Consider the following 23438-nt stretch of genomic DNA (forward strand, 5'->3'; position numbering starts at 1 on the left):
GAAATAAAGCGTTGGGCAATCGCTTGCGTTCGGCATGTTGTGATGGCAAAAACAACGTCCGAAATGTGATCGAAATTGGGTTAAGCAAAATCTTTACTCTTACAAATTGCTAGACGTCAGTCTGCAAGCGTATTTGAATTCGTTTGTTAGCATCCTTGGGGCAATAAGGGATGATCATCACTCAATCACCGAAGGTCGAACAGTTAATTCAGTTCGCCAAGAGGGCTGCACGGTCGAAGGCACCCGTGTTGTTAACCGGCGAAAGCGGTACCGGGAAGGAACTGTTTGCGCAGCTGATTCACCAATCGAGTCCAAGATCAGATCAGCCCTTCATCCCGGTCAACTGCGCCGCGATCGCAGAAAACTTGTTTGAGAGTGAACTGTTCGGTCACGAAAAAGGCGCGTTCTCGGGCGCAATCGGAACGCGAGAGGGCCGATTCGAGATCGCTCGCGGTGGGACATTGTTTCTTGATGAAGTCGGCGAAATTCCGCTGCCTTTACAATCGAAGTTGCTGCGTGTGTTGGAATCGAAACGCTTTGAACGCGTCGGAAGCAGCCTTTCGCTGGAGCACGATGTTCGCATTGTTGCTGCGACCAATCGGGATCTTAAACAGGCTGTCGAACAGGGCGAGTTTCGACTTGATTTGCTGCATCGGATCAATGTTCTGAACATTGATATTCCACCGCTTCGGAAACGGATCGCTGATATCCCGACATTGGCACTTCATTTCGTCGAGATGTTTCGTTCCGAAAGTGAATTGAAGATCGAAGGCTTTGATTCGTCCGCCATGAAGGCCCTTGCACATTACGACTGGCCAGGCAATATCCGTGAACTTCGCAACGTGATTCATCGCGCATGTGTGCTTACCGATAGTCCGCGAATCACGAAGGAATATTTGGGTTTGGAGGAATCCGAGCCTGAGAAAAAGGAGGAGCCAAGTTTGCCCAATCAATGGCTCCATACCAATCTGGAAGAAGTTGAACGGCAAATCATCATCGCCGCAATCAAGGCGTTTGGAAATCGGCAGGTCGTTGCCGAGAAGCTCGGGATCTCTCCACGAACACTGACCAACAAGATTCGCCGTTATCGTGAATGCAATGAACCCAACGGCACAGCAGCATCAAACGCCGCAACAGGGAATGAAGCCGCTTAGGTTTTTGAAGCGTTTATTCAACCGTGGCTAGCGCCATAACGGCTCATTGGGAATGGATCTGAGCCGCAATCGTCTTAGCAACGGTTTGGTGTGTTGTTTTTGATGCGTCATCTAACCGTGGCTAACGCCATATCGGCTCATTGGGAATGCACCTGAGCCGCATTCGCACTAGCGACGGTTGAGTGTATTGTTGCTGATGCGTCATCCAACCGTGGCTAGCGCCAAAACGGCTCAGTGGGAATGCATCTGAGCCGCATTCGCGCTAGCGACGGTTGAGTGCGTTTTTTTTGATGCGTCATTTAACCGTGGCTAGCGCCATATCGGCTCATTGAAGATGCATCTGAGCCGCATTCGCGCTAGCGACGGTTTGGTGTGTTGTTGTTGATGCTTCCATTCAACCGTGGCTAGCGCCATAACGGCTCATTGGGAATGCATCTGAGCCGCGATCGCGCTAGCGACGGTTGAGTGTGTTGTTTTTGATGCGTCCATCTAACCGTGGCTAACGCCACAGCGGCTCATTGGAAATGCATCTGAGCCGCGGTCGCGCTAGCGACGGTTGAGTTCGTTGTTGACGATGCGTCATACAACCGTGGCTAACGCCATATCGGCTCATTGGGAATGCATCTGAGCCGCGATCGCGCTAGCGAGGGTTGAGTGAATTGTTGTTGAGGCGTCATTCAACCGTGGCTAGCGCCATAACGGCTCATTGGAAATGCATCTGAGCCGCGGTCGCGCTAGCGACGGTTGAGTTCGTTGTTGTCGATGCGTTATACAACCGTGGCTTGCGCCAATACGGCTCATTGAGATTGCATCTTTGAATTATCCACTTCGAAGGAAAATCTTGCTTCGCTTGCAAAGCAAACTTTGCGCTCGGTTTGCTTTAACAATTTTCTAAAAGTCCGATTGCCGCAACTGTGAGATTAGTCCGGCTGATAACAGGCAAAAACGTGAAGTTGAAGCGTTTGGCACGGTGTTTGCCAATGTGCTCCGAACACGTTTTTCCGGAGCCGAGTTCTTCAAAGTCTCACGATGTCGAATCCTTTCACGTTATTGCTGAACGCATCCGCGGGAGCTGGCATTGCCCCGTCGGCATCTCCCTCCAAGCCAGGTGCATCATCCGATCTTATGGGTGATGGTTCTGAATCGTTTGAATTTCATATCGCTCAAGCCGAGGCTGCAACGAGCGGCGATGCCGATGCGGTAGCTACTGATGCGACGAATTCGATCCTCGAGTCGTTGCTATCGGACGAATTGATCAGCGCAGAAACACTGGGGGATCTGTCAAAACTTCCCAAGCATCTTCTGGCGAAGCTGAACGCAGAAGCCCTCGCATCGACGAGCGAGCTGCAGATGGAAGCAAGTCTGAACGAAGACGGGACGATCGCCAACAGTGGTGCCTTGCTACCGCATTTGACCGATACGGTTAGCATCGTTGATGGCAGGGGAGGGATCGCTGATGGGGCAGCAAATCCGACCGATCCACTAAGGGTTTGGTTCGGAAATCAGCAGCTGGTTTCGAGCAACGCGGGACCGGCGAACGATCCCTCGCTTCTCGGTGGCGTCGAACTGGCTGCGGAGCAGACCGACTTGGTCGCGGTGACCGACCCCAGCAGCGGAACGATCTCAGCAACAACGATCAATGATGCACCGCTCGTGGATTTCGATGGCGAATCGGATTCGGACGCTGCGGGCTCTATTGTAGATACTGAGACGGAAGTTCAGGCGTCTGAGGCTACTGGGAATCTTCAGGATACAGAGGTTCTCGCGTCGACATCGGCTACTGTTGAGCAGCCGCGTTTGGATTCAGAAGGCAATGTCCGTCAGTTACCGTTGCAGCAATCGACGAACCAAACGGCGCAGCAGCTGCAACAGAATCCGACGCAAAATGCTGATCAGTCAAGGCCTGTCCTTGAGGGCGATGATAGCGACACAAGCATCGCGGCAACTTCCCAGCTCACATCCGAGGGTGCGGCATCGAGCGTTGATGTTGAGGTCGTTGACCGGCAACCCATCGAAGCGGTAAGCGTTCCGGAGCATGAGAACGTTGGGCTCCCAGAGGCAAATCCCAATGGCCAAATTGTCAACTCTTTGCAAGCCCAAGCGGGCTCGATCCAGCAAACCTTGGCTGAAGAAAGTGTTGTTGATCAGTCGCAGCTTGATGAAGTCGCGGCAGAGATCGAGAGCGTTTCGGTTGAAAGTCATCTCGATTCCAATGTCGTTGCTGGGGAAGCTCTAGAAGATTCAGCCACCATCGAATTGGATCAAACGCCACAAGCGAGCGCCGCTGCCATCAATGACGAAGCGGATCGCTATAAACGAGATTATGAAGCGGCGATGGAAGAACAAGCGGTTGCTGAGTCGCTTAGCTCCGATTCAACCGAGTCCACCAGTCGGCGTGAATCGAACGATCAAGGCGATCAGTCAAATGATTCACCATTTGGGAACGCTTTTGCATTCCAAAACTGGCAGCCCCGCGAGCGGCAAAGCTTTGATGCGAGTGGATACGGTTTTGATATCCGCACAGAACGATCCGGGGGTGATTCCGAAGCAGTTGCGTCAATGAACGCGACAGGGAGCACCTTGGTTTCTGCGGAATCACCGACGGAGTACGAGGGAGTCGTACCGTTGGATGAGTTTCTAAACGGGACTCCAGACGCGGCCGCGTTTGATCAAGTGAGTGATTCGATCGGAGACGCGATCGAGTCGGCGGTGACTGACAACAAGTCGGTGTACCTGGAAGTCAGTCCGAAAGAACTCGGGTTTTTAACGATCGAAGTTTCGCAGCTCGAAGATTCTGTCGAAGCAAGAATCGTCGCGAGTGAAATGGTCACCAGCGAAATCTTGCTGCACCATCGTGAACAACTTGTCGAAAGCCTCAATCAGCTTGGCTATGAATCGTTCGACGTCAACATTTCTTACGACGAACGTCAGTCAAGTGACGCAAGCGAACAACAAACCAATCAGCGATCGCCGTTTCAACAGCAGCGATCATCTAACCGAACCATCCCCATGGCTAGTGTCCGTTCGGAACGACCGAGCGGCCTGGATATCGTAGCGTAAAGGAGAGAATTGTGGACGGAATCTCATCATCGTCGGCCAGGACTGACTACCTACAGTTGTTGACCGTTTCGTTGAAGCACCAGGACCCGATGGATCCCGTTGATCAAGAAAAAATGGTCAACGATTTGACGCAATTTTCAATTCTCGAAGGCATCGAAAACCTGAACGGATCGTTCGGGCAATTCATGCAGATGCAGCAACTGAGCAACAGTGTTGACATGATCGGAAAGACGGTTCAGTACCGTCATCCTGTCTCTAGTGAGTTGCAGTCTGGGGTCGTATCGGATGTCTTCTCGTCGGGCGACGAAGTCAAGTTGATCGTTGACGGTACGACTGTCGGACTCGATGCGGTCAACAAAGTCAGCGAAACGGCTGCCTAATATCGATCAATCATCAACCTAATTAAATAACAACCTCTCTATTCTGAGATTTACATAAGGGGCGAGTTTTATGTCACGTGCTTTGATGACCGGGATTACCGGACTTCGGACTCACCAACAAAAGCTAGACGTTGTGGCCAACAACTTGGCCAACATGAATACGATCGGCTTTAAATCGCAGGCGGCAATCTTTAGTGACTTGGTTTACAACGTGGACCGAGGCGGATCGGCATCGTCGGATACGGCCGGTGGTATCAACCCGCAAGCGATTGGTACTGGTGTCCAGACCGCTCAGATCACTCGTAACTTCAGTCCTGGTACACTGGAAACCACCAGTGGCGAGTTTGATTTTGCGATTCAAGGTGATGGCTTCTTCACCGTCATGTCACCGACAGGCGAGCCGCACTACACTCGTGCGGGTGCGTTCGCGCTGGATGACCGAGGGCGACTCGTCGACCCAGCGACTGGTTATCTAGTCCAACGGATCGGTAACTTGGGCGAAGCGGCCGACGGCGGTGTGAGATTCCAAACCGAAGGCGACGACACGATCTTTATCCCGATCGGATCAGCCATTCCCGGAACGCAGACGGCAAATATTGATTTTACCGGCAACCTTCCCTCGACGTCTTCACCACCTCAAGCCGAAATCCTTTCGTCATTTCGCGGTTTCGAGGATTCGGGTGGTGCGGCAACGGGTGCGACGTTGTTGAACGATTTGACGATCAACACGACGCCGTACGTTCCGGGCGATATGTTCGAATTGGTTGGTACCAATCCGGACGGTTCGACCTTTACCGTTGCATTGCCTGCGGATACGTCGACGATGCAAGATATCGTCGATACATTGAATGCGAACTTGGTTGATGCTGTCGCGTCGCTACAGGCCGATGGGACTTTGGTCGTCACAGCGGATGATACAGGGGAAGCCTTCCTGAGTCTGACGTTGCGAGACGTTGCCGGGAACACCGGTGAAACGAACTTCTCTGGTAACTCGATGTTCATCAGCACCGAAGGTACCGATGGGGATTCTTTTGACGTGTCGATGGACATGTTCGACGAACGCGGTGAAAGTCACCGGATGACGTTTACCTTCACAAAAGATACGATCAACAACTGGTCTGTCAGTGCCAGTATCCCAAGTTCATCCGGAACGATGATCGACGATTCGGTGTTGAACCTGACGTTCAACGAAAACGGTAGTTACGCGATTGCCGGTATCAATGGTATCGGGGATGCGAATATCGAAGTTCAAATCAACGGTATTACGAACCCACAAACGATCGAGCTGGATTTCAGCAAGATTAGTCACTTGGCGAGTGACTTTCTGATGACGCAAACGCAAGACGGTATCCCACCAGGGGCATTGTCATCGGTTGCGGTGTCGACTTCGGGAGAATTGACTGGCTTGGCATCGAACGGACGTGCGTTGCCGCTGGCACAACTTGCGATCGCGAGTTTTCCGAACTCCAGCGCTCTTGAAGCGGTCGGTGCGAACTATTTCCAACAGTCGATCAGTAGTGGTGATGCGGCATTGGGACTTGGTGCAACCGGCAGCCGTGGTCAAATCATGGGCGGACAATTGGAGCGTTCCAACGTCGACATTGCTCTCGAATTCACGCAGTTGATCGTTGCCCAGCGAGGCTTCAGTGCAAACGCACGAACGATTACCGTTTCCGATGAAATGCTCGAAGAACTGACCAACATCATTCGGTAGTCGTCTTTTGAGCTTTAAGTAGCAGCCTGTTTGCACCGGATCTGATCGGTGAATTCCGATCGGAGAACAGGCGAGCTACTTGGCGGACGAGCCGTTTTTCATTTCCAAGTTGGCTCTAAAATCGAAGACACGCACAAGCCAAAGTTGACTGTGCGCCGTCGTGTAGCGAGCCAAAGGAAACGCGTGACCGGTCGCGATAGAAACCTATCGCCGATGACGCTTGGTGCGACTCGGTATCTGGATTGGGTAATTGGTGCAAATCCGCAAGCGGGCAAAACAATCTTCGCCCGCTTTCGTTTTGCCTTGATTACATGATGCCGCCGTGAGTCCGGATCGGAGTCATGTGGCTGGGCGAATCGAGAAACCAGAATCGCTCCCACTCGTCCAGAATCGAACGCATGTCTTCAGAGGTGTAAAGCAACTGCTGAACGCGACGTTCGGGCTTTGGTGAATAGATCGGCAGCATGCAACCGACGGTGCTACCGACGCAAGCCGCGAGCAAAGTAATTTGGAACAGACGACGCATGGGACGTTCCTCCGTGAACGTTTCTCGTTATTGCAGTGCCGGTTGTCGGACGCTGTTCAATCCTCGTCCCAGCGACCGGAAATCTTGTTGGCGTTATCGTTGGCTGCGAGGTGCGTTTTCGCGATCTCATCGGCTGAGCTCAGTGGCTCCTGGCCTTCAAGATCTGCTTCTTGCACACGGGCCTCCATGTACTTTCCAGGTTTAAAGGTAACAACATGCTTCTCTGGCACGATCACCTCATCCCCTGTTCGCGGATTTCTCGCTCTGCGAGATGCCCGCGGTTTGACTTCGAAGACGCCAAAGTTCCGTAGCTCGATTCTGCCATCACGCACAAGCGTGTCGATGATCGAGTCAAACGTCCGTTGGACAATCTTCTTTGTCTGTTGTTGTGTGAGGCCTACCTCGTCAGAAATCGTTCGAACGATATCTTTCTTGGTCACTCCCGACTCCCGTAAACGCTACACCTGAGTCCCAAAGGACGCCGGGTAAACGATGTAACCCTTTGCCGCTCTTGAGGTTAAGGATGAAAGCATAGGTTGAGGGCAGGCGGTCGTCAAGTCGGCGCCAAGATGTTGCCCGGCACGACCGAATCGACGATTCGGACCTCTCACGGTTGATTCATCGACGTTTGCACCGCCAATCTTGATACATTCGGCAGAACCCGCAGAATTTGTCGAACCGGCGGGATCGTACGTCTTAGACGTTATTGGTGCAGGGAACCCGGTAAATCCGTTCCAGAATACGAAAACAGCCAGCGACGCGTTTGGTTGCGTCACTGGCCGTTTGTTGGCTTCGCATCGGTCAATGGTGATGCGATAGATGTCGACTTCTGTGTTTAGTCGCTTGTTTGATCAATCGAGCCGACAGTTCGAGGTTAGCGAAGCGCGCTGTAGAGGCTGCGCTTGCTTGCTTTGGGAACTGCGATCGGTGCCGGTTGCACATCGAACGGGATCATCGCGACGTGGTTAGCCATAAATGCTTGACCGCCATTGATCGATCGCGAGTTTTGCGAATTCAGGGCGCTGAACTCATTCATCACTCGGCGGATCTCTGGTGCGTATTCAAATTGTCCGTTGGGCAATTCTCGGCCGAGAGATTCAAAGCTGCCGATGGTCACAACCGAGCTATCGCGGTCGTGATACTGGTATGCTTCGTGTCCTTGTTTGCGTAGAGCTTTGACCATCTTGTCAGCCTGGCGAGCGAATTGATCCATTCGTTCAGCGCTGGGTTTGAACTTGTCAGAATTCTTCGCACCTTCGATGGTTCCGCAAGCGCCAAAGGTTCGGACGACGACGGTGAATTTGCCATCGTTTTCCAGAAGGCTGTATTTCATGCCTTCGTTCAGTTCTTGGACAAAGGAATCAACTTCGGGTTGTTGAAAAAAGTCTTCCGGGAGCAGCGGGTTGCGTGTCAGGAAGGCCGTAGACATCGGATTGCGAGAGCGGCCTTTGGCCGATTTGAACAACTTTTGCCCGAACGATTTGATCATGGATGCAGGGTTGGCCGCATCGCTTTCGTCACTTTCGAGGGCTTCCTTCTGGAACACGTCCAGCTGAGCAGTTTTCAGTTTCTCTAGGTCGGTGTCGATGCTTTCGTGATTGACAGTGTCGTATTCGCCAACCAGGACGGCATAGGCTTCGTATTGGTGTGGGTTCGCGTAACGCATACGGCGTCCGGTGGATGCGTCGCGGTCAACGGTGCCCGTAAAGTTGAAGTCTTCTTTGTAGATGAAAGCCGGCAACCGCAGCTTGCTGCGAATCTCAATTGCGGCGGCTTGGGCGTCTTCTTTGGCGTCTTCGCCTATGAAAGTTGTTGCCAATAGCAGCCAGGGGCCGTCTTCTTCGGTAAGCACGTACGAGTCAGCTTTGTCGATTGGCTTTGCTTTGCCAAACAAACGCATCAGGCTTGGAGGTGCGGCGACGGCGGCTGGACCCACAACGATTGCCGAAAGGCAGACGGTGCAGAGGAGGGAAAGCGTTCGTCGTGAGGGACGTAACATCGGAGGATCCCCGGAAACGAGTTGGTGGATTGACAACTCGTCAGGCAGTACCAAATCGACAACCAGTCGCGAAAGACCGGTCGACGATTTTCGTACAATTCGATCCTACGTTTTGCAGAAAGACGCCTCGTCCGACATTCACTAATGCGAGGAGTCTAAACCGAATCGCTGTTTAGGTTTACAGCTTAGGGATTGGACGCTGCGGAGCCTGTTTTTGGATCATCCGCTTCTGATCGTCACTTGGAGGGCGGGGGTTATTGTTGTTATTACCTGGATTCCGCGGAGCGGGAGGCGAAAGGTCGGTGAACTTTTCCGTCCATTTCCAACCAATTGGGACTTCCAGTTCCTTTGAGGCCAACAATGCCCATGGAGTGTTAGGGTGGTCGCTGATGACCGATTCGAGAAGCATTTTTGCAGTTTCGGCTTCGCGTTTCCAACGGCTACCGACACTGACTTCGTCACTGGGTTGAAGCAACCACGTATTGTTTTTGTCGTCTTCAAAAGCCATACCTAGCTTGGCTTTCGCCAGCATCGCGTTATAGGTTTCGGTTCGTACTTTTTGGGCGAGTACACGTCCCATCGCTAAGTCATAGCCGGCTTTCCAGCGTGGGCTGTCTTCTTTCTCGCGGTGGTCCATGCCAGGCTGTAGGGCAAACGCCATTTGTACCAACGGTTGTTCCAGGCGTGCCGCTTGCTGTTGAGCTTGGGTCAGTTCTGTTGATAGGCGGGCTTGGTCGACGCCCAAGAATTCCAAGCGTGGCTTTGTAATACCGGTCGCTGGCTTCATTTGGGCGGTTGTTACCAGAGCTTTGCGCAGCGGGCTGGTTTGAACCTTCGTCATGTAGTCACGGGGTGACAGGTAGTCCGGCCGATACCGTGACATCGCGACTGGATCGAAGAAGTATTCCATGTCAGACGCATAGGCAGCGACCTCGCGGCGTCGGACTTGGCGAGCAACGTTTCTGTTGGGGTGAACGTTGAAGTAGATCCCGCCGGTTTCATAACTCAGCCGAGTCAACGCGTAGGGACCGAAGCCACTATCGATAGTCGGTTCTTGCGAGAAATCTGCGGTGAATGGCAGCTGAACACGTTCCGGCATGTAGGATTCCGGGCCTTGATCGACGGCAGCCCAACGAGGTGTCTGGTCAAATTCGGGGTCGGGATCGACATACTTAACCAATGTCTCGGCACGGCCGAAGGGGGCGGGAACGCCGATTACGTGAACCGGCATTCCGTATTTGCGGCACATCGAAATCGCGTCTTCGACTTGCATGTCGTCGTCGCCTTTTTCATCGGTAACAACGATAAGAAGCACGTTTCGCTGTGGTCCGTTGCCACCACGACTGACACGCAGTGACTTGTACTCGTCAGCGGCCCGTCGAACCGCGGAAAAGACTCGTTCGACCCCGGACGTATCGGTTTCGATGTTGTCGACAACGGCTTTGATTTCGTCGATATCTTCGGTCGGCGTTTCGGTGTAAAGCGTGATGTTGTCACCGAATCCGATCACCGAATTTAGTAGCGGCGCGTCATGATTCATCCCGCGTTTTTTGGACGCCAACTTTTCTTCCTCGCTTTTCTTGCCAAGGATTCCAAGTTCGTCGTAGATGCGGTCAAAGCGATCTCGGATCTCACGGCGTTGTCGGTGCAGAGAGCCACTTTGGTCGAAAAGCCAGACGATAAGTGTCGGACGTTCTTCCATCGACTGCAAGATTTCGTACGTCAGGCGGTCGACAGCGCCCGATGCTCCGGTTTCACCTTCGCCCACGGTGCCTTTCCGATTGACCAGCCGGTCCATTGGAGCCATCGGCTGCGAGAAGATCCGATTGACTTCGATGTCGCCCATATCAGACATTTCGAGTTCGACTGGGCTAGGGATTTCCGCCATCTCGGCGAACATTTCCGCTGAAGCTTCGGCCATGTCGGACTCAGCGGATGCGTTGGCTCCCGGAGCCATTTCAGGGATTTCGCTGTAGACGACTTCTTCGATGATCGGCTCGGATTCGGTTTCGACCGGTGGCGAAACGATGACGACCGGATCGTCTTCTTCAAAGATTTGGGTGGGCATGATCGCCAACGCGGCGATGATCAGGATATGGACAGCCATGCTGCCGAAGAGAGCCGCTGATTCATCGGTTTGCAGAACCGCTTCCTCCTCAAGCTCCTCCTCGCTCCAGGCATCGACTTCGCCCGAATCCACGTCATCATCGTGCGCCATCGCATCATCAGCATGACGAAGGTCTTCTGGGTCGGGTGATTCCGATTTGCTAAGTCCCATGGTTATTCCGACCTCTTCCGTCCTTAATTCATTCGAATCAGATGAATCTCTGACCACAAAGCTCTGACCGCAGTGCGAATGCAACAACAGTCCAAAATCGGCGCCGAACGATTTTGGGACCGCCGTGGATCCACTTCATTCTAACTGAGACCGTGAAAATGTACGAGCGAAGCTTTGCCCCCTCGATTGATTGCTCGATCGAGACAAGGGCTGATGACCGGTCAGATAAGTGCCTAGGGCCAGCTCCGGCAGCTGGCAAATCGGCGAAATCCGGTCATTTGCCCAATTCCTAGGGTCTCTGCGGGCTAGCTACGGGGACTCGTCCCTTTAAACGTCTATTCCAAAAACGCGCCGAACCGTTCAATTGTACACAAATGGTGGTTTTACTTTTGGAAGTTTGTCAGGTTGTGCGTGTCTGGCAGAAGCTGACACGAAATACGCCGAATCGATGCCTGAAATCGCTGTCGAGGCAACGGTCGATTGGTACAGAAGGGGGGTGGTTATCAACCTTGTCACAGCAACGCTACATACACAGTGACGCTACATACACAGTGGCGCCGCTGAGACAGTGACGCTACAGAGACAGTGACCCAACAGCCAGCCGGCGTAGGCGAAGCAACCCGTCACTGAAGGCAGGTCTGAGTTTGGAGGTCCCCCCTGGGGAGCTGCCGGCTGGTCCGGTTGATTTAACCCCCTCAAGTTATCGGGGGATTCGGACTAAACTTTAATTGCCGTCCAAGGACTGTGAATGCAGCGTTTGCGTACGGCTCGTGAAACGGCGTGCTCGTGCAGTGGCGTGCGTGCTCAAGCAGTAGCGCGTACTTGCGGCAGCTAATAGGCCGCCGTTGCCGAAGAGACGCGATCCGTTCGCGAACTTTGTGCGTGTCGATGTGGCATCGAACTAAGTTAAAAACAGCAAGACATCACTTCATTGGCTAGGTCAGATTTGTGAGTGAAAGGCTCATCGCGATTGGTGACATCCATGGTTGTCGATTGGCATTGGAACGATTGATCGACGAAATCCAGCCTCAGCCAAACGACACGATTGTGACACTTGGCGATTACATCGATCGTGGTGAAGACTCCAAGGGAGTGTTGGATGTTTTGATTCGCTTGGCAGAGCGAACGAAAGTCGTCGGCATCCTCGGTAATCATGAAGAGATGATGTTAGAGGTGCTTAACCATGGCGCGGCCCATCATGCTTGGTTGCGTTACGGCGGCGTCGAAACACTTGAAAGCTATGGCTTCGACGGCGACTTGGATTTCCTGCCTGATTCACACAAGGACTTTCTCGGTTCATTGGGTGACTTTTACGTGCACGGAGAATTCTTCTTCACCCATGCTGCGTATGATCCCGAGGTTGATTTTGAGCAGCAGGAAATCGAGATGCTGCGTTGGTATTCATTGACCGGTGGTATTCCGGCTAAACACAAAAGTGACAAAGTCGCAGTCGTCGGACACACGGCGAACCGAGATGGTGAAATCTTGGACGCAGGTCACTTGGTCTGTATCGATACGTATTGCTACGGCGGTGGCTGGCTGACCGCGATGGAGATGAATACCCGTCAGATCTGGCAGGCGGATAAAAAGGGGCGGCTTAACAGCCAAATCACTTCGTAGCTTGCGTTCGATGCTGGTGACCCGATCGGTGCGGTCTTTCGCCGAGTCGACGCGTGGATTGCCAGCGAACTTCTGGTTGCGTCTAGTTGAAGTTAACGACGCCTTCGAATCGTCATCCCGCAGCAAATCAATCCCAGTAGTGCAAGTGAACTCGGTTCGGGAATCGCTGTCGCGGTGATCGTGACGGTTCCTGCTTGGGAGTTCACTTCGTCCAAGAACGATGCTTCGCCAAATGAATTGGTGAAGACTGTTGCGAAGGGATCGATCGAGACTTCATACATGTCGCCAAGTGTTGCACCCGCTGACGTAGTACCGAGCGCATGTTGTAACTCGATCCGAGCGATCAAGGTTCCTGGTGCGGCAACCTCGTCTTCAAAATCGGCAGTCAGGTCGACGATGAAGATCAATTCGCCTGATGGATCAACGTCAGTAGCATTCCCGCCAATGCCCGACACAACGTCACTGTTTTCAAAGAACACGTAGTCCGCGTCTTCTAAGTAGGCTTCGGATTGCGAATTGACAAACGTGAGCGACGAGTCACCTGATTGGGTGATTGGCAGAATTTCGATAACCAGTTCGATTTCTGCTATCGATTCCGTTGCCGAAGATTCGTTGACAAAGACGTCCAGTGACAATGTTCCTTCTGGACTTATCGAACCATTGCCTACTGACAGTGCGAGGTCTGCGAAAGCGGGGGATGCGAATGTAAAAGTGGCCCACAGCAATGCCGCTGCCATCCCATACGTTTTTGTTTCTTTCATCAAACCAACCACCACAGCAATACGGAAAACTTGATAAGGAGCGTGCCACATCGGTCTCGGTGCGGACCGCGGAGTGTCTCGGCAATTTTGTTCACGCATGGATTCATCAGGCTCACGCGTTTTAGGCCAGAACCCATCGGAGCAAACTGCGGTGTCTGTTGTTTTCAAACAGGACTCACCGGCCCCAGTGTGACAGGCAAAATCTGCACTGGTCTCTAAGGTGTCCGTTGGACTGGCCGCTACACTGCCGGAGTGGACGCTGCCTGATAGAATAGTTGCAACGACAGTGACAGTGTTCGAATTTTGTGGATCGCCGATTCGCAAATTTTTACCCCACCGTCATCTGAGCGTTGGTTGGGTTCGGCAGGGCCTTCCAACGGGTGAACTCAGCCAGACTCCGAAGCAACATGAAGCAGATAGCGATGCAGCCTGATCTTTCACATTCACAGACCGGCCTTGCGAACCGATGGGTTGACGCTGGCACGCCGCATCTGTTCCGAGCATGTTGGCTCGTTGCCATTGTGTTTTTCGCCACCGGATGGCAGGTTTCCGCGTTCGGCGGAATGAGCAGCGAAAATGTAATCGTCGTGGTTAATGGTGATTCGACGATCTCGCGAACGATTGCCAATCACTATGTGTATCTCAGGCAAATTCCTGAGCCCAATATCATTGTGCTCGATGACGTGCCTAAGGGGACAGTGATCGAACTGGATGACTTTCGCGACAAGATCCTAAAGCCTGTTTTGGCAGAGATCGATAAACGCAAGCTCGCACCGTTGGCGAGGACGATTGCCTACTCCGCCGGTTTGCCATACGGGGTGAAGGTTAAGTCGCACACGGACAAGCTTCCCGAAGGTACCGAAAAGAAGTTCCAGCGTCCGATCGCTTCGATTACGGGGCTGACCTACTTCTATCGGTTCGTTCTGACCGATAGTCCCAGCTATCTGAGTTTCGGATCGAACCTCTACGCCCGTGGTAAATTCGAGCGAAACTTCGCCAACCCGTTCGCTGGTGAACTGAAGGAAAAGTTCGAAGAGGCGATCAAGCTAGATAGCGAGGAAAAGTACTCCGAGTCAGCAACGCTCTGGGATGAACTACACCAAAAGCATCCGGAGATGCCGGCGATCGCATTGAAGGCCGCGGAGGCTTTTTCAAAGTCGGATGATTCGGCCAAAGCGATTGAACTGATCAGTGCGGCGCTCAAGGCCGGTTGGTGGTCGGCAAACTATTTGCAAGATACACCGGCATTGGAAAAGCATCTGAGCGATCCGCAAATTGCGGCCGCGATGCCACTGCTTGATGCAAGTCCAATTGCGTGGCAGGGGCCGATTGGATTCTCTGGTGCGGTTGGCTGGGCGGTCACCGGGCGACGTGTCGCGATCCAGCAGGGTGGCACTCCCTACATGATGTCATGCATGCTGGCGGTGATTCATCCGAACGGTTCCAACACCAGTGACGCGGTGCGAATTCTCGAAAGGGCAAGCAAGAGCGATCGAACGTTTCCTAAGGCGCGGTTTGCCTTTGGTGTCGGTGCGGGAGTTCGTGCTAAAACCCGCTTTGGCGGGGTCGCCGATGCTGCGGTCTATCTTCAAGAGTTGGGATATGAAACCGAGATGTTTCGAGGGGCTTTGCCTAGCAAGCCTGGCAAGGTTGCCGGATTGATGGTCGGCTCATCAAACGCCCCCCTGGCATCGACGCCACTGAACCTTGTGCCCGGTTCGATCGCCGAGAATTTAACCAGCTATGGTGCTAAGTTTGATACCGAAAGCCAGACAAAGTTGACTGAGTTTTTAAGTGTCGGGGCGGCGATGAGTAGCGGTACGGTTGATGAACCCTATTCGCTGCAGTTCAAGTTTCCCACGCCAATGCTTTACGGGTACTACGCGCGCGGGGCGACCGCGATGGAAGCATTCTATCAATCGGTGATGTCGCCTTATCAACTGTTGATCGTCGGGGATCCGTTGGCACAACCTTACGCTCTGGCGCCCGACGAGATCGTCGACATCTCCATGGTGAAGGCCAAAGGAGATGACAGCCAAAAGCTTCGGTTGCATCGACGCACAATGAATCTCAATGCCCCGAAGTCTCGAACAGCCGTCATTGAAATCTTTATCAATGGTGTGCCTGTTCGCAATGTGCCTGCGGTACCTACGGTCGATATCAATTGGCCCGAAGCCGCATCGGGAGTCTATAGCATTCGTGCAACGTTGGTGGGGCTCGATCGTACCGAACCACGAATCAGCTTTGTCGCCGAAATCGATTGCAAAGGATTGTATCCAACACCGACAGCGGAACTCTTGGAAGCTCGCGAGAACATCGATGGCCTCGCCAATGACGGTTCACTTGCAACGCCGATTAAAATCAAAGTCGCGTGCGAAGGTGCCGATCGAATCGACATCGAGCACTGGGGGAAGGTTGTTGCAACAACTGATCAAGCTGAAGCGGTATTGGAAATCGAAGCTAAAAAGTTGGGCGGCGGACCACTATCGTTTCGTCCGGTAGCGCACTTTGGTGAGCAACGCGTTCAAGCCATGCCCGTGATTGATCAGCCCGAATAGGTTCCAGGGCTTAAACTCTCGTCGGGCAAGGACAAAATTCTAACGCTATGACTCTCGGTTGATCGCCGAAAGCACTGCTGACTTAAGGTCCTTGGAAACGTTAGCTACGTTTTGATCGGCGTTGATGATCGCCGTGGTGGGACTCGCATTTGGAAGTTGGTCTAGGAACGATTGCCGGACTCGTTCCATGTAGGCTTCACCTCGCGATTCCATGCGATCACGTGGGCCATCGATACGCCGCATCGCAGCGGCTGCAGGCATGTCCAACAAGATTGTCAGATCCGGTTTCAGTCCCCCGTTGGCCAAGTCGCCCATTTGCCATAGCAGTTCTGGTGTGACATCGCAGGTGCTGTCGCTGTCGCCGACACTCTGATAAACAACGTTGGCGAGCAAGAAGCGATCCGAGATCACGCTGATCCCATTTTGCAGTGATGGCAAAATCGTCGATTCGATCATTTCACAGCGGCTTGCCATGAAAAGCATCGCTTCGGTTCGACGATGCATCGTCAGTTCGCTTTCGAGCAAAAGGGCACGAAGCCGTTGCCCAATTTCAGAAGTTCCCGGATCTCGCGTTAATAAGCAGCGGTATCCGAGCTCGGTTAGCAACTTATCTAAATAGGCGATCTGAGTTGATTTGCCGACTCCGTCGATGCCGTCGATGGAGACAAAAATCGGCTTGGGATTCGTCATGGAGATGTCGCTGTGGGAAAATTCCCGCAAATTTCTGGAGGAACCTGAGGGCATTTCTACCCCGGAAATCACGTGTTTTCACTTTGCTGCTATGAGCAAGCGTATAGCCCGGATTCTGAGGCGTGGTAATTTTAAGCTTGATAAGCGGCTCTTATAGGGGTAGATTTTTCCCCTAGCAGCCTGCAAGTCGATGGATACTTTTTCAGGAGTGGCTGATGCAATCCAACAGTCTCATTCGGTTCACACGATCATGTCCCACTTGTGGACGCCGAATTCAAATTCGTGGAACGCTACTTGGACGTGAGGTTGCTTGTCCGCACTGTAACGCGAAATTCACTGCGATGGCAACGGATGATGCCCCCGGCCGAATCGACGATGCCCAGCGATTGCTGGATCGGGTGGACACGATGCTTTCGAAAGTCGAAACGCCTCCGGTCGTTTCGTAGGCAACGAGATCGTGTAGACGGTTGCTCTCTTAACATCCTTTGATTGTCGGATGCGTCCTTTCACCCCCTGGAAGTAACGCTCTTCGCCGCTGATTCAGCGGGAACGCCAGCGACGTCGTGAAAGACCGAACGTAACGATCCGTCAGATCTTTACGCGGCTTCTCCTTCGCTGATCTCTCCATCTTCACTGACGTCTTCAAATCGAATCGAGACGCGCTTGCTGACGCCGGACTCTTGCATCGTCACTCCGTAAAGAGTCGTCGCCGCTGTCATCGTTTTTTTGCTGTGGGTGACGATCACAAATTTGCTGTGGTCAAGGAACTCATTGAGCACCATGACGAATCGGCCAATGTTTGCTTCATCAAACGGCGCGTCAACTTCGTCGAGCACGCAGAATGGGCTTGGCCGATATTGGAAAATCGACATCAGTAGCGCTACCGCGGTCAAAGCCTTTTCACCACCCGACAAAAGCGAGTTACTGAAACTGGGTTTGCCGGGAGGCGTTGCGACGATTTCAACACCGGCTTCCAGCGGATCTTCGGATTCTTCGAGGACGAGATCCGCGTGGCCACCACCAAACGACTTGCGATAGAGCTTCTGAAAGTTTTGCCGAATCGCTTCGAGGGTGTCTAGGAAAAGTCGACGACTGTCTGCATTGATACGACCAATGATCCGTTGCAGCGAATCCTTCGCCGCAGCAAGGTCTTCGTATTGACCGCTTAGGTGATCGTATCGTTCTTGCAGCCCTTCGAGCTCTGCGAGTGCTTCCATGTTGACGTTGCTCGTTCGCTGCAACTGTTCACGCAGGCGGTTGATCTCCTCATCCATCTTTGCGCGGTCTTCGATCTCGGCCAGTTCCTCCGGCGGGTCATCGTTTTCAAGATCGATCTGATAGTCTTCGGCAATGCGTTCGGTAAGCGTCCCCAGTCGCATTTTTGCGGCGTCACGCCTGTTGGTGATGCTGTGAACCTGTTCGCTTGCTTCGGCAACATTTTTCAGGACGGCTTCGCCCGCTTCCGCAATCGCACGATTGGTTTGCCGAAGCGATTGAGCTTTCTCGGCCAGTTCACGGAGCTGTTTATCGAATTCGTCTGTCTGTGATTTCAGCTGATCAAGTTGGCCAACGGTTTCGGTGATCCGTTGTTTCAGTTCGGACTGACGGGTGTAGCCAGACTGTGCGGTGACGCTTGCGTTTTCGACGGACGAACGTCGTTCGTCTTGCTCGCGTTTTTGGGATTCGATCTGATTGGCCAACGCTTCCTGACGTTGTTCGGCACGAGCGAGTTCGACCGAGGCTGTCATGACGGCGCTCGATGCGGATTGCAGCGCTTGCTGTGTTTCCGAAAGCATCTCTTCGACTTCGGCGGCTTCGCTTTCAAGCTTCTCGATCGACTGTCGAGATTCGACGATCGAAGCCGACAATTCACTCGCTTCTGACTTCGCTTCGTCGCGTTCTATACGCGTCGACGTGACGTCTGATTGGATTTGGTCGTGTGCGGTCTGGCGGACTTTGGCTCGTTCCTTGGCATGTCGAAGGTCCGCGTCGGCGGCCGCCTTTTCTGTCACCAAGTTTCGATGCTGAATCTCCAGTCGGCCGAGCGCGTTTGAGTATTCGTCGACAAGGGCGGCAAGCTCCCGAATCGCTTCGTCGTTTTCGGAGATTTCAAACGTGTAGTGTTCGATTTCTTCAGCAGCGGCATTCATCTCGCTGCGTCGACTGACCAAAGCGGTCGTTGCACCGGCAGGGCCAACGATCATACTGCCGTCACCCATCAGGACTTCGCCGTGTCGGGTAACGATTTGTTGATCGGGACCGCAAAGTGGACGAACACGGATCGCCGTTTCCAGATCTTCCACGAGCCAAGTCGAACTCAACAGGTGCGCGATCAACTTTTGGCCTTCGCCATCGGATGTGATCACTCGGTCGGCTCGGCCGATGACACCTTGGAATCCTTCCAGCTGGATTCGGTTTTCGCGTGGCGGTTCGGGAAGGTGGTCCATCCGGATGATGCCGACACGGCTATCGATCTGGATTTCGCCGCTGACGATGGCTTCGGCCAGTTGTCCATCACGTGTCACGACGAACTGTGCACGATCACGCAGTGCCGCATCGATCAATGGGGCGGTTTCGACATCCACATTCACTAGCGTCGCTACCATTCCCAGAACGCTAGAAGCCAAGGGGTGGGCAGCGTCAGCGACGTGTTCAAGGACGGCGCGAACGCCACCGGAGACCCCTTCGTGTCGTTTGACCAAGTCTTCCAGTACGAGATAACGTTGCCGAACGCCTTCAAGCCGGGTGCGTAGTTCGGCCGTTTCGCCACTGCGTCGGTCGAGCACGTTGCGGTGCTGGTCCGTTTTGGCCTGTTGGACTTGTAGGTCGCCTTCGGATGACTGAATGCGTGCCTCAAGTTCTTGCAACCGGTCGGCGGCAACCTGTGTGTCCGCATTTGCCTTGTCGAGCAGTGCGATCGAATCGGTCAGACGTTGTTCGAGGCTGACGAGTTGGCGATCCGATTCAGAAAGACGTGTTTCGGATCGCTGTAGGCGGACTTCCATTTCCGAAACGCGGCGGATCGCGTCGAGGTGCTGTTTGGAAATATCCTCGCGGCGTTTAAGTATCCCGTCGGTTTCGGTTTGGATTTGATCGCGTTTGGCAACCAGTTCGTCGTTGTTAAGGCGAACCCGTTGCAGTTCTTCATCGCCGGTGCTGTGATCAGCGATTGCTTGTTGAAGATCGTCGTCTGCTTTGCGAGCTTGTCGCATCAGTTTGCGACTTCGGCGAAGTGCGTCAGCAATCGACATGCGGACTTCTGCGACCGAGCTTTCGTCGGCATCTTTGCGGCCACCGAGTGTTGCCGACTGTGCGAGCAGTTCATGGCGTTGCTGTTCAAGCTGTCTCGCTTGGTCAGCAACGGATTGCAGTTCCATGTCTGCAGATTGACGCTTCGTCGCGATTTCTTCTCGCTCGTTTTCAAGCTCACGTAGGCGAGTGTTCGCGTTTGTGAGGTCTTTCTCGCAGGTGTCCAGCTCTTGATTCAGGTTCGTCCAATCGTTCCAGGCGATAACCGTTCGCAATTCCTTGAGCCGTTCGGATGCTTGACGGTATCGTTCGGCCTTAGCGGCTTGACTGCGAACACTGCGAAGGCGGGTGCCGACTTCTTCGACGATATCACTTAGACGCGTCAGGTTTGTTTGGACGCGCGCCAGCCTTCGTTCGGCTTCTAGCTTTTTAGCCTTAAAGCGACTGATACCGGCAGCTTCTTCAAAGATTGCGCGGCGGTCTTTCGCGTTTGCCTGCAGCATCCGATCGACCTTGCCCTGCTCGATCAAACTGTAGGCATCGATCCCGATCCCGGTCCCGCGAATCAAGTCACGCACGTCTTTAAGCCGCACGGATTCTTTGTTGATCAGGAATTCACTTTCGCCGCTTCGGTAGACGCGCCGGGTCACATGGACTTCCGGTGCATCGATCGGCAAGTTGCCTTGCGAGTTGTCGAACACGATGGTGGCTTCGGCTGCACCAGCTGGTGGGCGCGTTTGTGATCCTTTGAAGATCACGTCCGACATCTCTTTTCCGCGGAGGCCCTTGGGGCTTTGTGACCCCAGCACCCATTTCATCGCATCAACAATGTTGGACTTGCCACTTCCGTTGGGGCCGACGACCACCGTGATGCCGTCGGGAAAATCGAATCGAGTCCGATCCGCAAAGCTTTTAAAGCCGGCCAGTTCGAGAGCTTTCAGCATGCGAGCGATCGGGTCAGGAAACGAGGTGCAGAATCAGAGGAGGTGAACTGGTTGGTCGATTGACGAATGGTAACGGCATCAATGGGGGGGTGCCGCCGATTTGGACGAGCTTCCCGAAGCGAATCTTTTCTCGATCAACCGCACTCGGCAAGTCACGTCAGCCGAGAAAAATGATTCGATAGCAACACCCCTTAGCCTAAATGAAACCGGGAACAGCGGGTAGTTGCTTTTATTGCTAAACAGCCGGATCTGGCAGCGTATTTTGGGCGTTTTTGCTGGAATTCGCTTTCGATCGCTGGTGTCCAGTTCGGGAGGCTCGTCTTGCACCGCAAGCGACTTTTCCGGTAATTGGGGATATTCCGATTATCCCGGACTGTCATGCGCCAGCACCGTAACTACCGCTTCCCCCGAACGATGCTTGTCAGGACGCTCTCATCGCTGCCCCTCCATTTGGCTGGGGCGGTCTGCCGGCGTCTTGCTTCGCGCTGCGCATCCATAGTTACTGGGCCCCGGCGCGCCAGCGATTGTAATGCTCGATTGTTGGGGCTTAAGTTGAGCTGGCGGACTGGCCGTCGTGAACGATTTATGCAGCAGAGCCGATTCGTATTGCAGATCGGCATGGCTTCGATGATTTGCTGGTCCCTGCTGGCAAGTCCTTTGATTGTCGCTGCAGAGTCGATTGGCGTTGAAGCGGTTGATGTTGCCGCATCGCTTGTCGAGGTTCGAAAGCTTCGTGATGCCGGTGAGTTCGCTTCCGCTGTTGGTGAGTTGCAGAAGCTTGCGAGCTACCTCATCGAGGAATCGCGTTCTGATGTTCAGCTCGCAGCCGATTTTGTGCTGCTTGCCAGGGCTGCGCAAAGTGACATCTCGCCGGAGCAGGTGGACGAGCTTTATGTGGCAGCTGAGCAGTGGTTGCAGCGGAATGACGTTTCGTCGGTGTCGCTCAAGCAACACGTGGTTCTGACCACGGCAATCGCAACGCATCATGCATCGCGGCAAAGGGCTGGCCAGGCTCAGCAGCAATTGTTGCGGCTCTTTGACGAAATTGATCGATCAAATGATGAAGCTGAAGGTGCATTGGCCGCTTCGATTGCCGATCCGCTGTTAGCTTTGTCTATGAAGTCAGCTTGGCAGGCAATGTCCGGCGGAGACGCCGAGGGTGCGGAGAAGCTGTATCTGGCGATGCAAGGTTCCGATTCACGAGGCAGTGTGCAGCTAGGGGATGCCAGGCGTTCTCTCTGTCAGTTGGGGCTCGGTTGGGCAACAGCCCTGCAGCCCGACAGGCATGTTGATGCTGCGGAGCGTCTTGGGGTCTTTATCGATCAAAACCCCGATCATTCCGATGCTGCCAAGGCATCAGCTTTAAGGGTGCGATGCGCGATTAAGGCCGATCAAAATGCTGAGCTTCTAGACGCGATTGATCTGCACTTCAAAGAGTATGGAGATACTTCAGGAACAGCCGATTTGGTGGCAGAAGTCCTGCGTCAGGTCGATCCGATTCCGGAGATTGTGAAGGAGTGGCTGCTGCAGGAACAGTCTTATCAGCAATGGCCATTGAGCTTGGTTTCCGAGTCGTTGGTGCAGTTTGGCAGTGATTTTTCGCCACGTGACTTTGACGCTCTGGTGACCCGCTTGACCGTGAATGACAAGGCTGGGGCGTGGACGGCGCAAACACTGGAAGGCTGCGACGCGATCGATCACTCAGCAATTTCGGAATTGATCGCGGCGGCTGTGATCGGGGGCCGAATCGGTGGTGCGACGATGTTGTCAGTTGAGGCAGCGACGCGTTGGGCCGGTCGAACGGGACGCTGGTCAATGTTGATGCACGCCGCCGAGGATGTCGACTTCGAAAGCGATCCTGAAGGTCGCAGTGTGCATGTCGATCGGTTATTTGCCGAAGCTGTTTTTCGATCCGGGCAGCGTGCGAAAGCGCTTCGCTATTGGAAGCACGTCGTCGATGTGCGAAAAGCAGACGACTTTGGCACGTTGCTTCGATGTGCCGAGTGTTCGGTGCTGGTTGATGATGTCGAGCAGGCCGAAGTGCGATTGCGGCGACTGCGGGAAATCTTGGATTCCGCGGAGACTGCACCCATCAGCCAGAAACCGTTGGTGGAATTGCTTGAAGCCGATCTGGCGATCCGCAAACTTAAATTTGATCATTCACGTTCGTTGTTGGAGTCGGTGGTGCGCTCGCCCGAGTCGCCGGCGCCAATACGAGCACGTGCTCAGTGGATGATCGGTGAAACCTATCTGTTGCAGCAAAACTATGCCGAAGCGATCGATGCGTACCGGCTGGTCGAAGGCATTGATCCCGGGGGGCCGTATGCAGCAGCGGCGCTGGTTCAAGCGGGCAAAGCTTTTGAACAATTGGGGCGGACACGTGAGGCGAGTGTTTGTTACGGAACTCTATTAGAGAAGTTCGCGGACAGCTCGTATGCATCGGAAGCTCGCCATCGGATGTCCGCGTTACCAACACATTCCCCATCGAACACCCGTCGCTAAGGC

General features: G+C 53.6%; 15 protein-coding genes. 8 read left to right on the forward strand and 7 right to left on the reverse strand.

The features are described 5' to 3' along the window. Positions 1–170 precede the first annotated feature (170 nt). The 4 genes from LOC67_RS15935 (at position 171) to LOC67_RS15950 (ending at position 6308) form a co-directional block, all read left to right on the forward strand. Positions 171–1154 (forward strand): sigma-54 interaction domain-containing protein, encoded by a 984-nt coding sequence (locus tag LOC67_RS15935; RefSeq protein ID WP_230263606.1) that lies wholly within the window; start codon positions 171–173, stop codon positions 1152–1154. 1029 nt (positions 1155–2183) lie between these two features. Continuing rightward, positions 2184–4214: a flagellar hook-length control protein FliK gene (locus tag LOC67_RS15940; protein WP_230263607.1), complete on the forward strand. Its 2031-nt coding sequence runs from the start codon at positions 2184–2186 to the stop codon at positions 4212–4214. 11 nt (positions 4215–4225) lie between these two features. Next, complete coding sequence (locus LOC67_RS15945; protein ID WP_230263608.1) at positions 4226–4594, forward strand: flagellar hook capping FlgD N-terminal domain-containing protein; 369 nt, start codon at positions 4226–4228, stop codon at positions 4592–4594. A 70-nt stretch (positions 4595–4664) separates the two neighbouring features. After that, the gene (locus tag LOC67_RS15950; RefSeq protein ID WP_230263609.1) at positions 4665–6308 is read left to right on the forward strand and encodes a flagellar hook protein FlgE; all 1644 of its coding nucleotides are present in this window, start codon (positions 4665–4667) and stop codon (positions 6306–6308) included. 307 nt (positions 6309–6615) lie between these two features. Here the strand turns inward: LOC67_RS15950 and LOC67_RS15955 are convergent, their stop codons facing one another. From LOC67_RS15955 to LOC67_RS15970, 4 genes are all read right to left on the reverse strand, one after another. Then, positions 6616–6834, reverse strand: a complete 219-nt coding sequence (locus LOC67_RS15955; protein WP_230263610.1) for a hypothetical protein — start codon at positions 6832–6834, stop codon at positions 6616–6618. A gap of 56 nt (positions 6835–6890) precedes the next feature. Beyond that, a complete protein-coding gene (locus LOC67_RS15960) occupies positions 6891–7274 on the reverse strand; it encodes an HU family DNA-binding protein (protein WP_230263611.1) in 384 nt (127 codons plus the stop codon). 434 nt (positions 7275–7708) lie between these two features. Next, entirely contained in the window at positions 7709–8833 is a 1125-nt protein-coding gene (locus tag LOC67_RS15965) for a hypothetical protein (RefSeq protein WP_230263612.1), read from the reverse strand. Positions 8834–9011: 178 nt separating this feature from the next. Further along, positions 9012–11111, reverse strand: coding sequence for a vWA domain-containing protein (locus tag LOC67_RS15970; RefSeq protein WP_230263613.1), 2100 nt, complete (start codon positions 11109–11111; stop codon positions 9012–9014). Between the two features lie 948 nt (positions 11112–12059). On the opposite strand from LOC67_RS15970, the gene LOC67_RS15975 reads away from it, so the two are divergent. Next, positions 12060–12731, forward strand: coding sequence for a metallophosphoesterase family protein (locus LOC67_RS15975; protein ID WP_230263614.1), 672 nt, complete (start codon positions 12060–12062; stop codon positions 12729–12731). Between the two features lie 92 nt (positions 12732–12823). On the opposite strand, the gene LOC67_RS15980 is transcribed toward LOC67_RS15975, so the two are convergent. Next, the gene (locus LOC67_RS15980) at positions 12824–13492 is read right to left on the reverse strand and encodes a PEP-CTERM sorting domain-containing protein (protein ID WP_230263615.1); all 669 of its coding nucleotides are present in this window, start codon (positions 13490–13492) and stop codon (positions 12824–12826) included. Between the two features lie 407 nt (positions 13493–13899). On the opposite strand from LOC67_RS15980, the gene LOC67_RS15985 reads away from it, so the two are divergent. After that, positions 13900–16050, forward strand: coding sequence for a hypothetical protein (locus LOC67_RS15985; RefSeq protein ID WP_230263616.1), 2151 nt, complete (start codon positions 13900–13902; stop codon positions 16048–16050). Between the two features lie 45 nt (positions 16051–16095). Here the strand turns inward: LOC67_RS15985 and tmk are convergent, their stop codons facing one another. Further along, entirely contained in the window at positions 16096–16740 is a 645-nt protein-coding gene (gene tmk, locus LOC67_RS15990; RefSeq protein ID WP_230263617.1) for a dTMP kinase, read from the reverse strand. A 215-nt stretch (positions 16741–16955) separates the two neighbouring features. On the opposite strand from tmk, the gene LOC67_RS15995 reads away from it, so the two are divergent. Continuing rightward, positions 16956–17186, forward strand: coding sequence for a response regulator (locus LOC67_RS15995; RefSeq protein ID WP_230263618.1), 231 nt, complete (start codon positions 16956–16958; stop codon positions 17184–17186). 150 nt (positions 17187–17336) lie between these two features. Here the strand turns inward: LOC67_RS15995 and smc are convergent, their stop codons facing one another. Next, entirely contained in the window at positions 17337–20933 is a 3597-nt protein-coding gene (gene smc / locus LOC67_RS16000) for a chromosome segregation protein SMC (RefSeq protein ID WP_230263619.1), read from the reverse strand. A gap of 585 nt (positions 20934–21518) precedes the next feature. Here smc and LOC67_RS16005 point away from each other — a divergent pair. Beyond that, positions 21519–23435, forward strand: coding sequence for a tetratricopeptide repeat protein (locus LOC67_RS16005; protein ID WP_230263620.1), 1917 nt, complete (start codon positions 21519–21521; stop codon positions 23433–23435). The last annotated feature ends 3 nt before the right edge of the window (positions 23436–23438 follow it).

The organism is Stieleria sp. JC731 (assembly GCF_020966635.1).
GTDB lineage: Bacteria > Planctomycetota > Planctomycetia > Pirellulales > Pirellulaceae > Stieleria.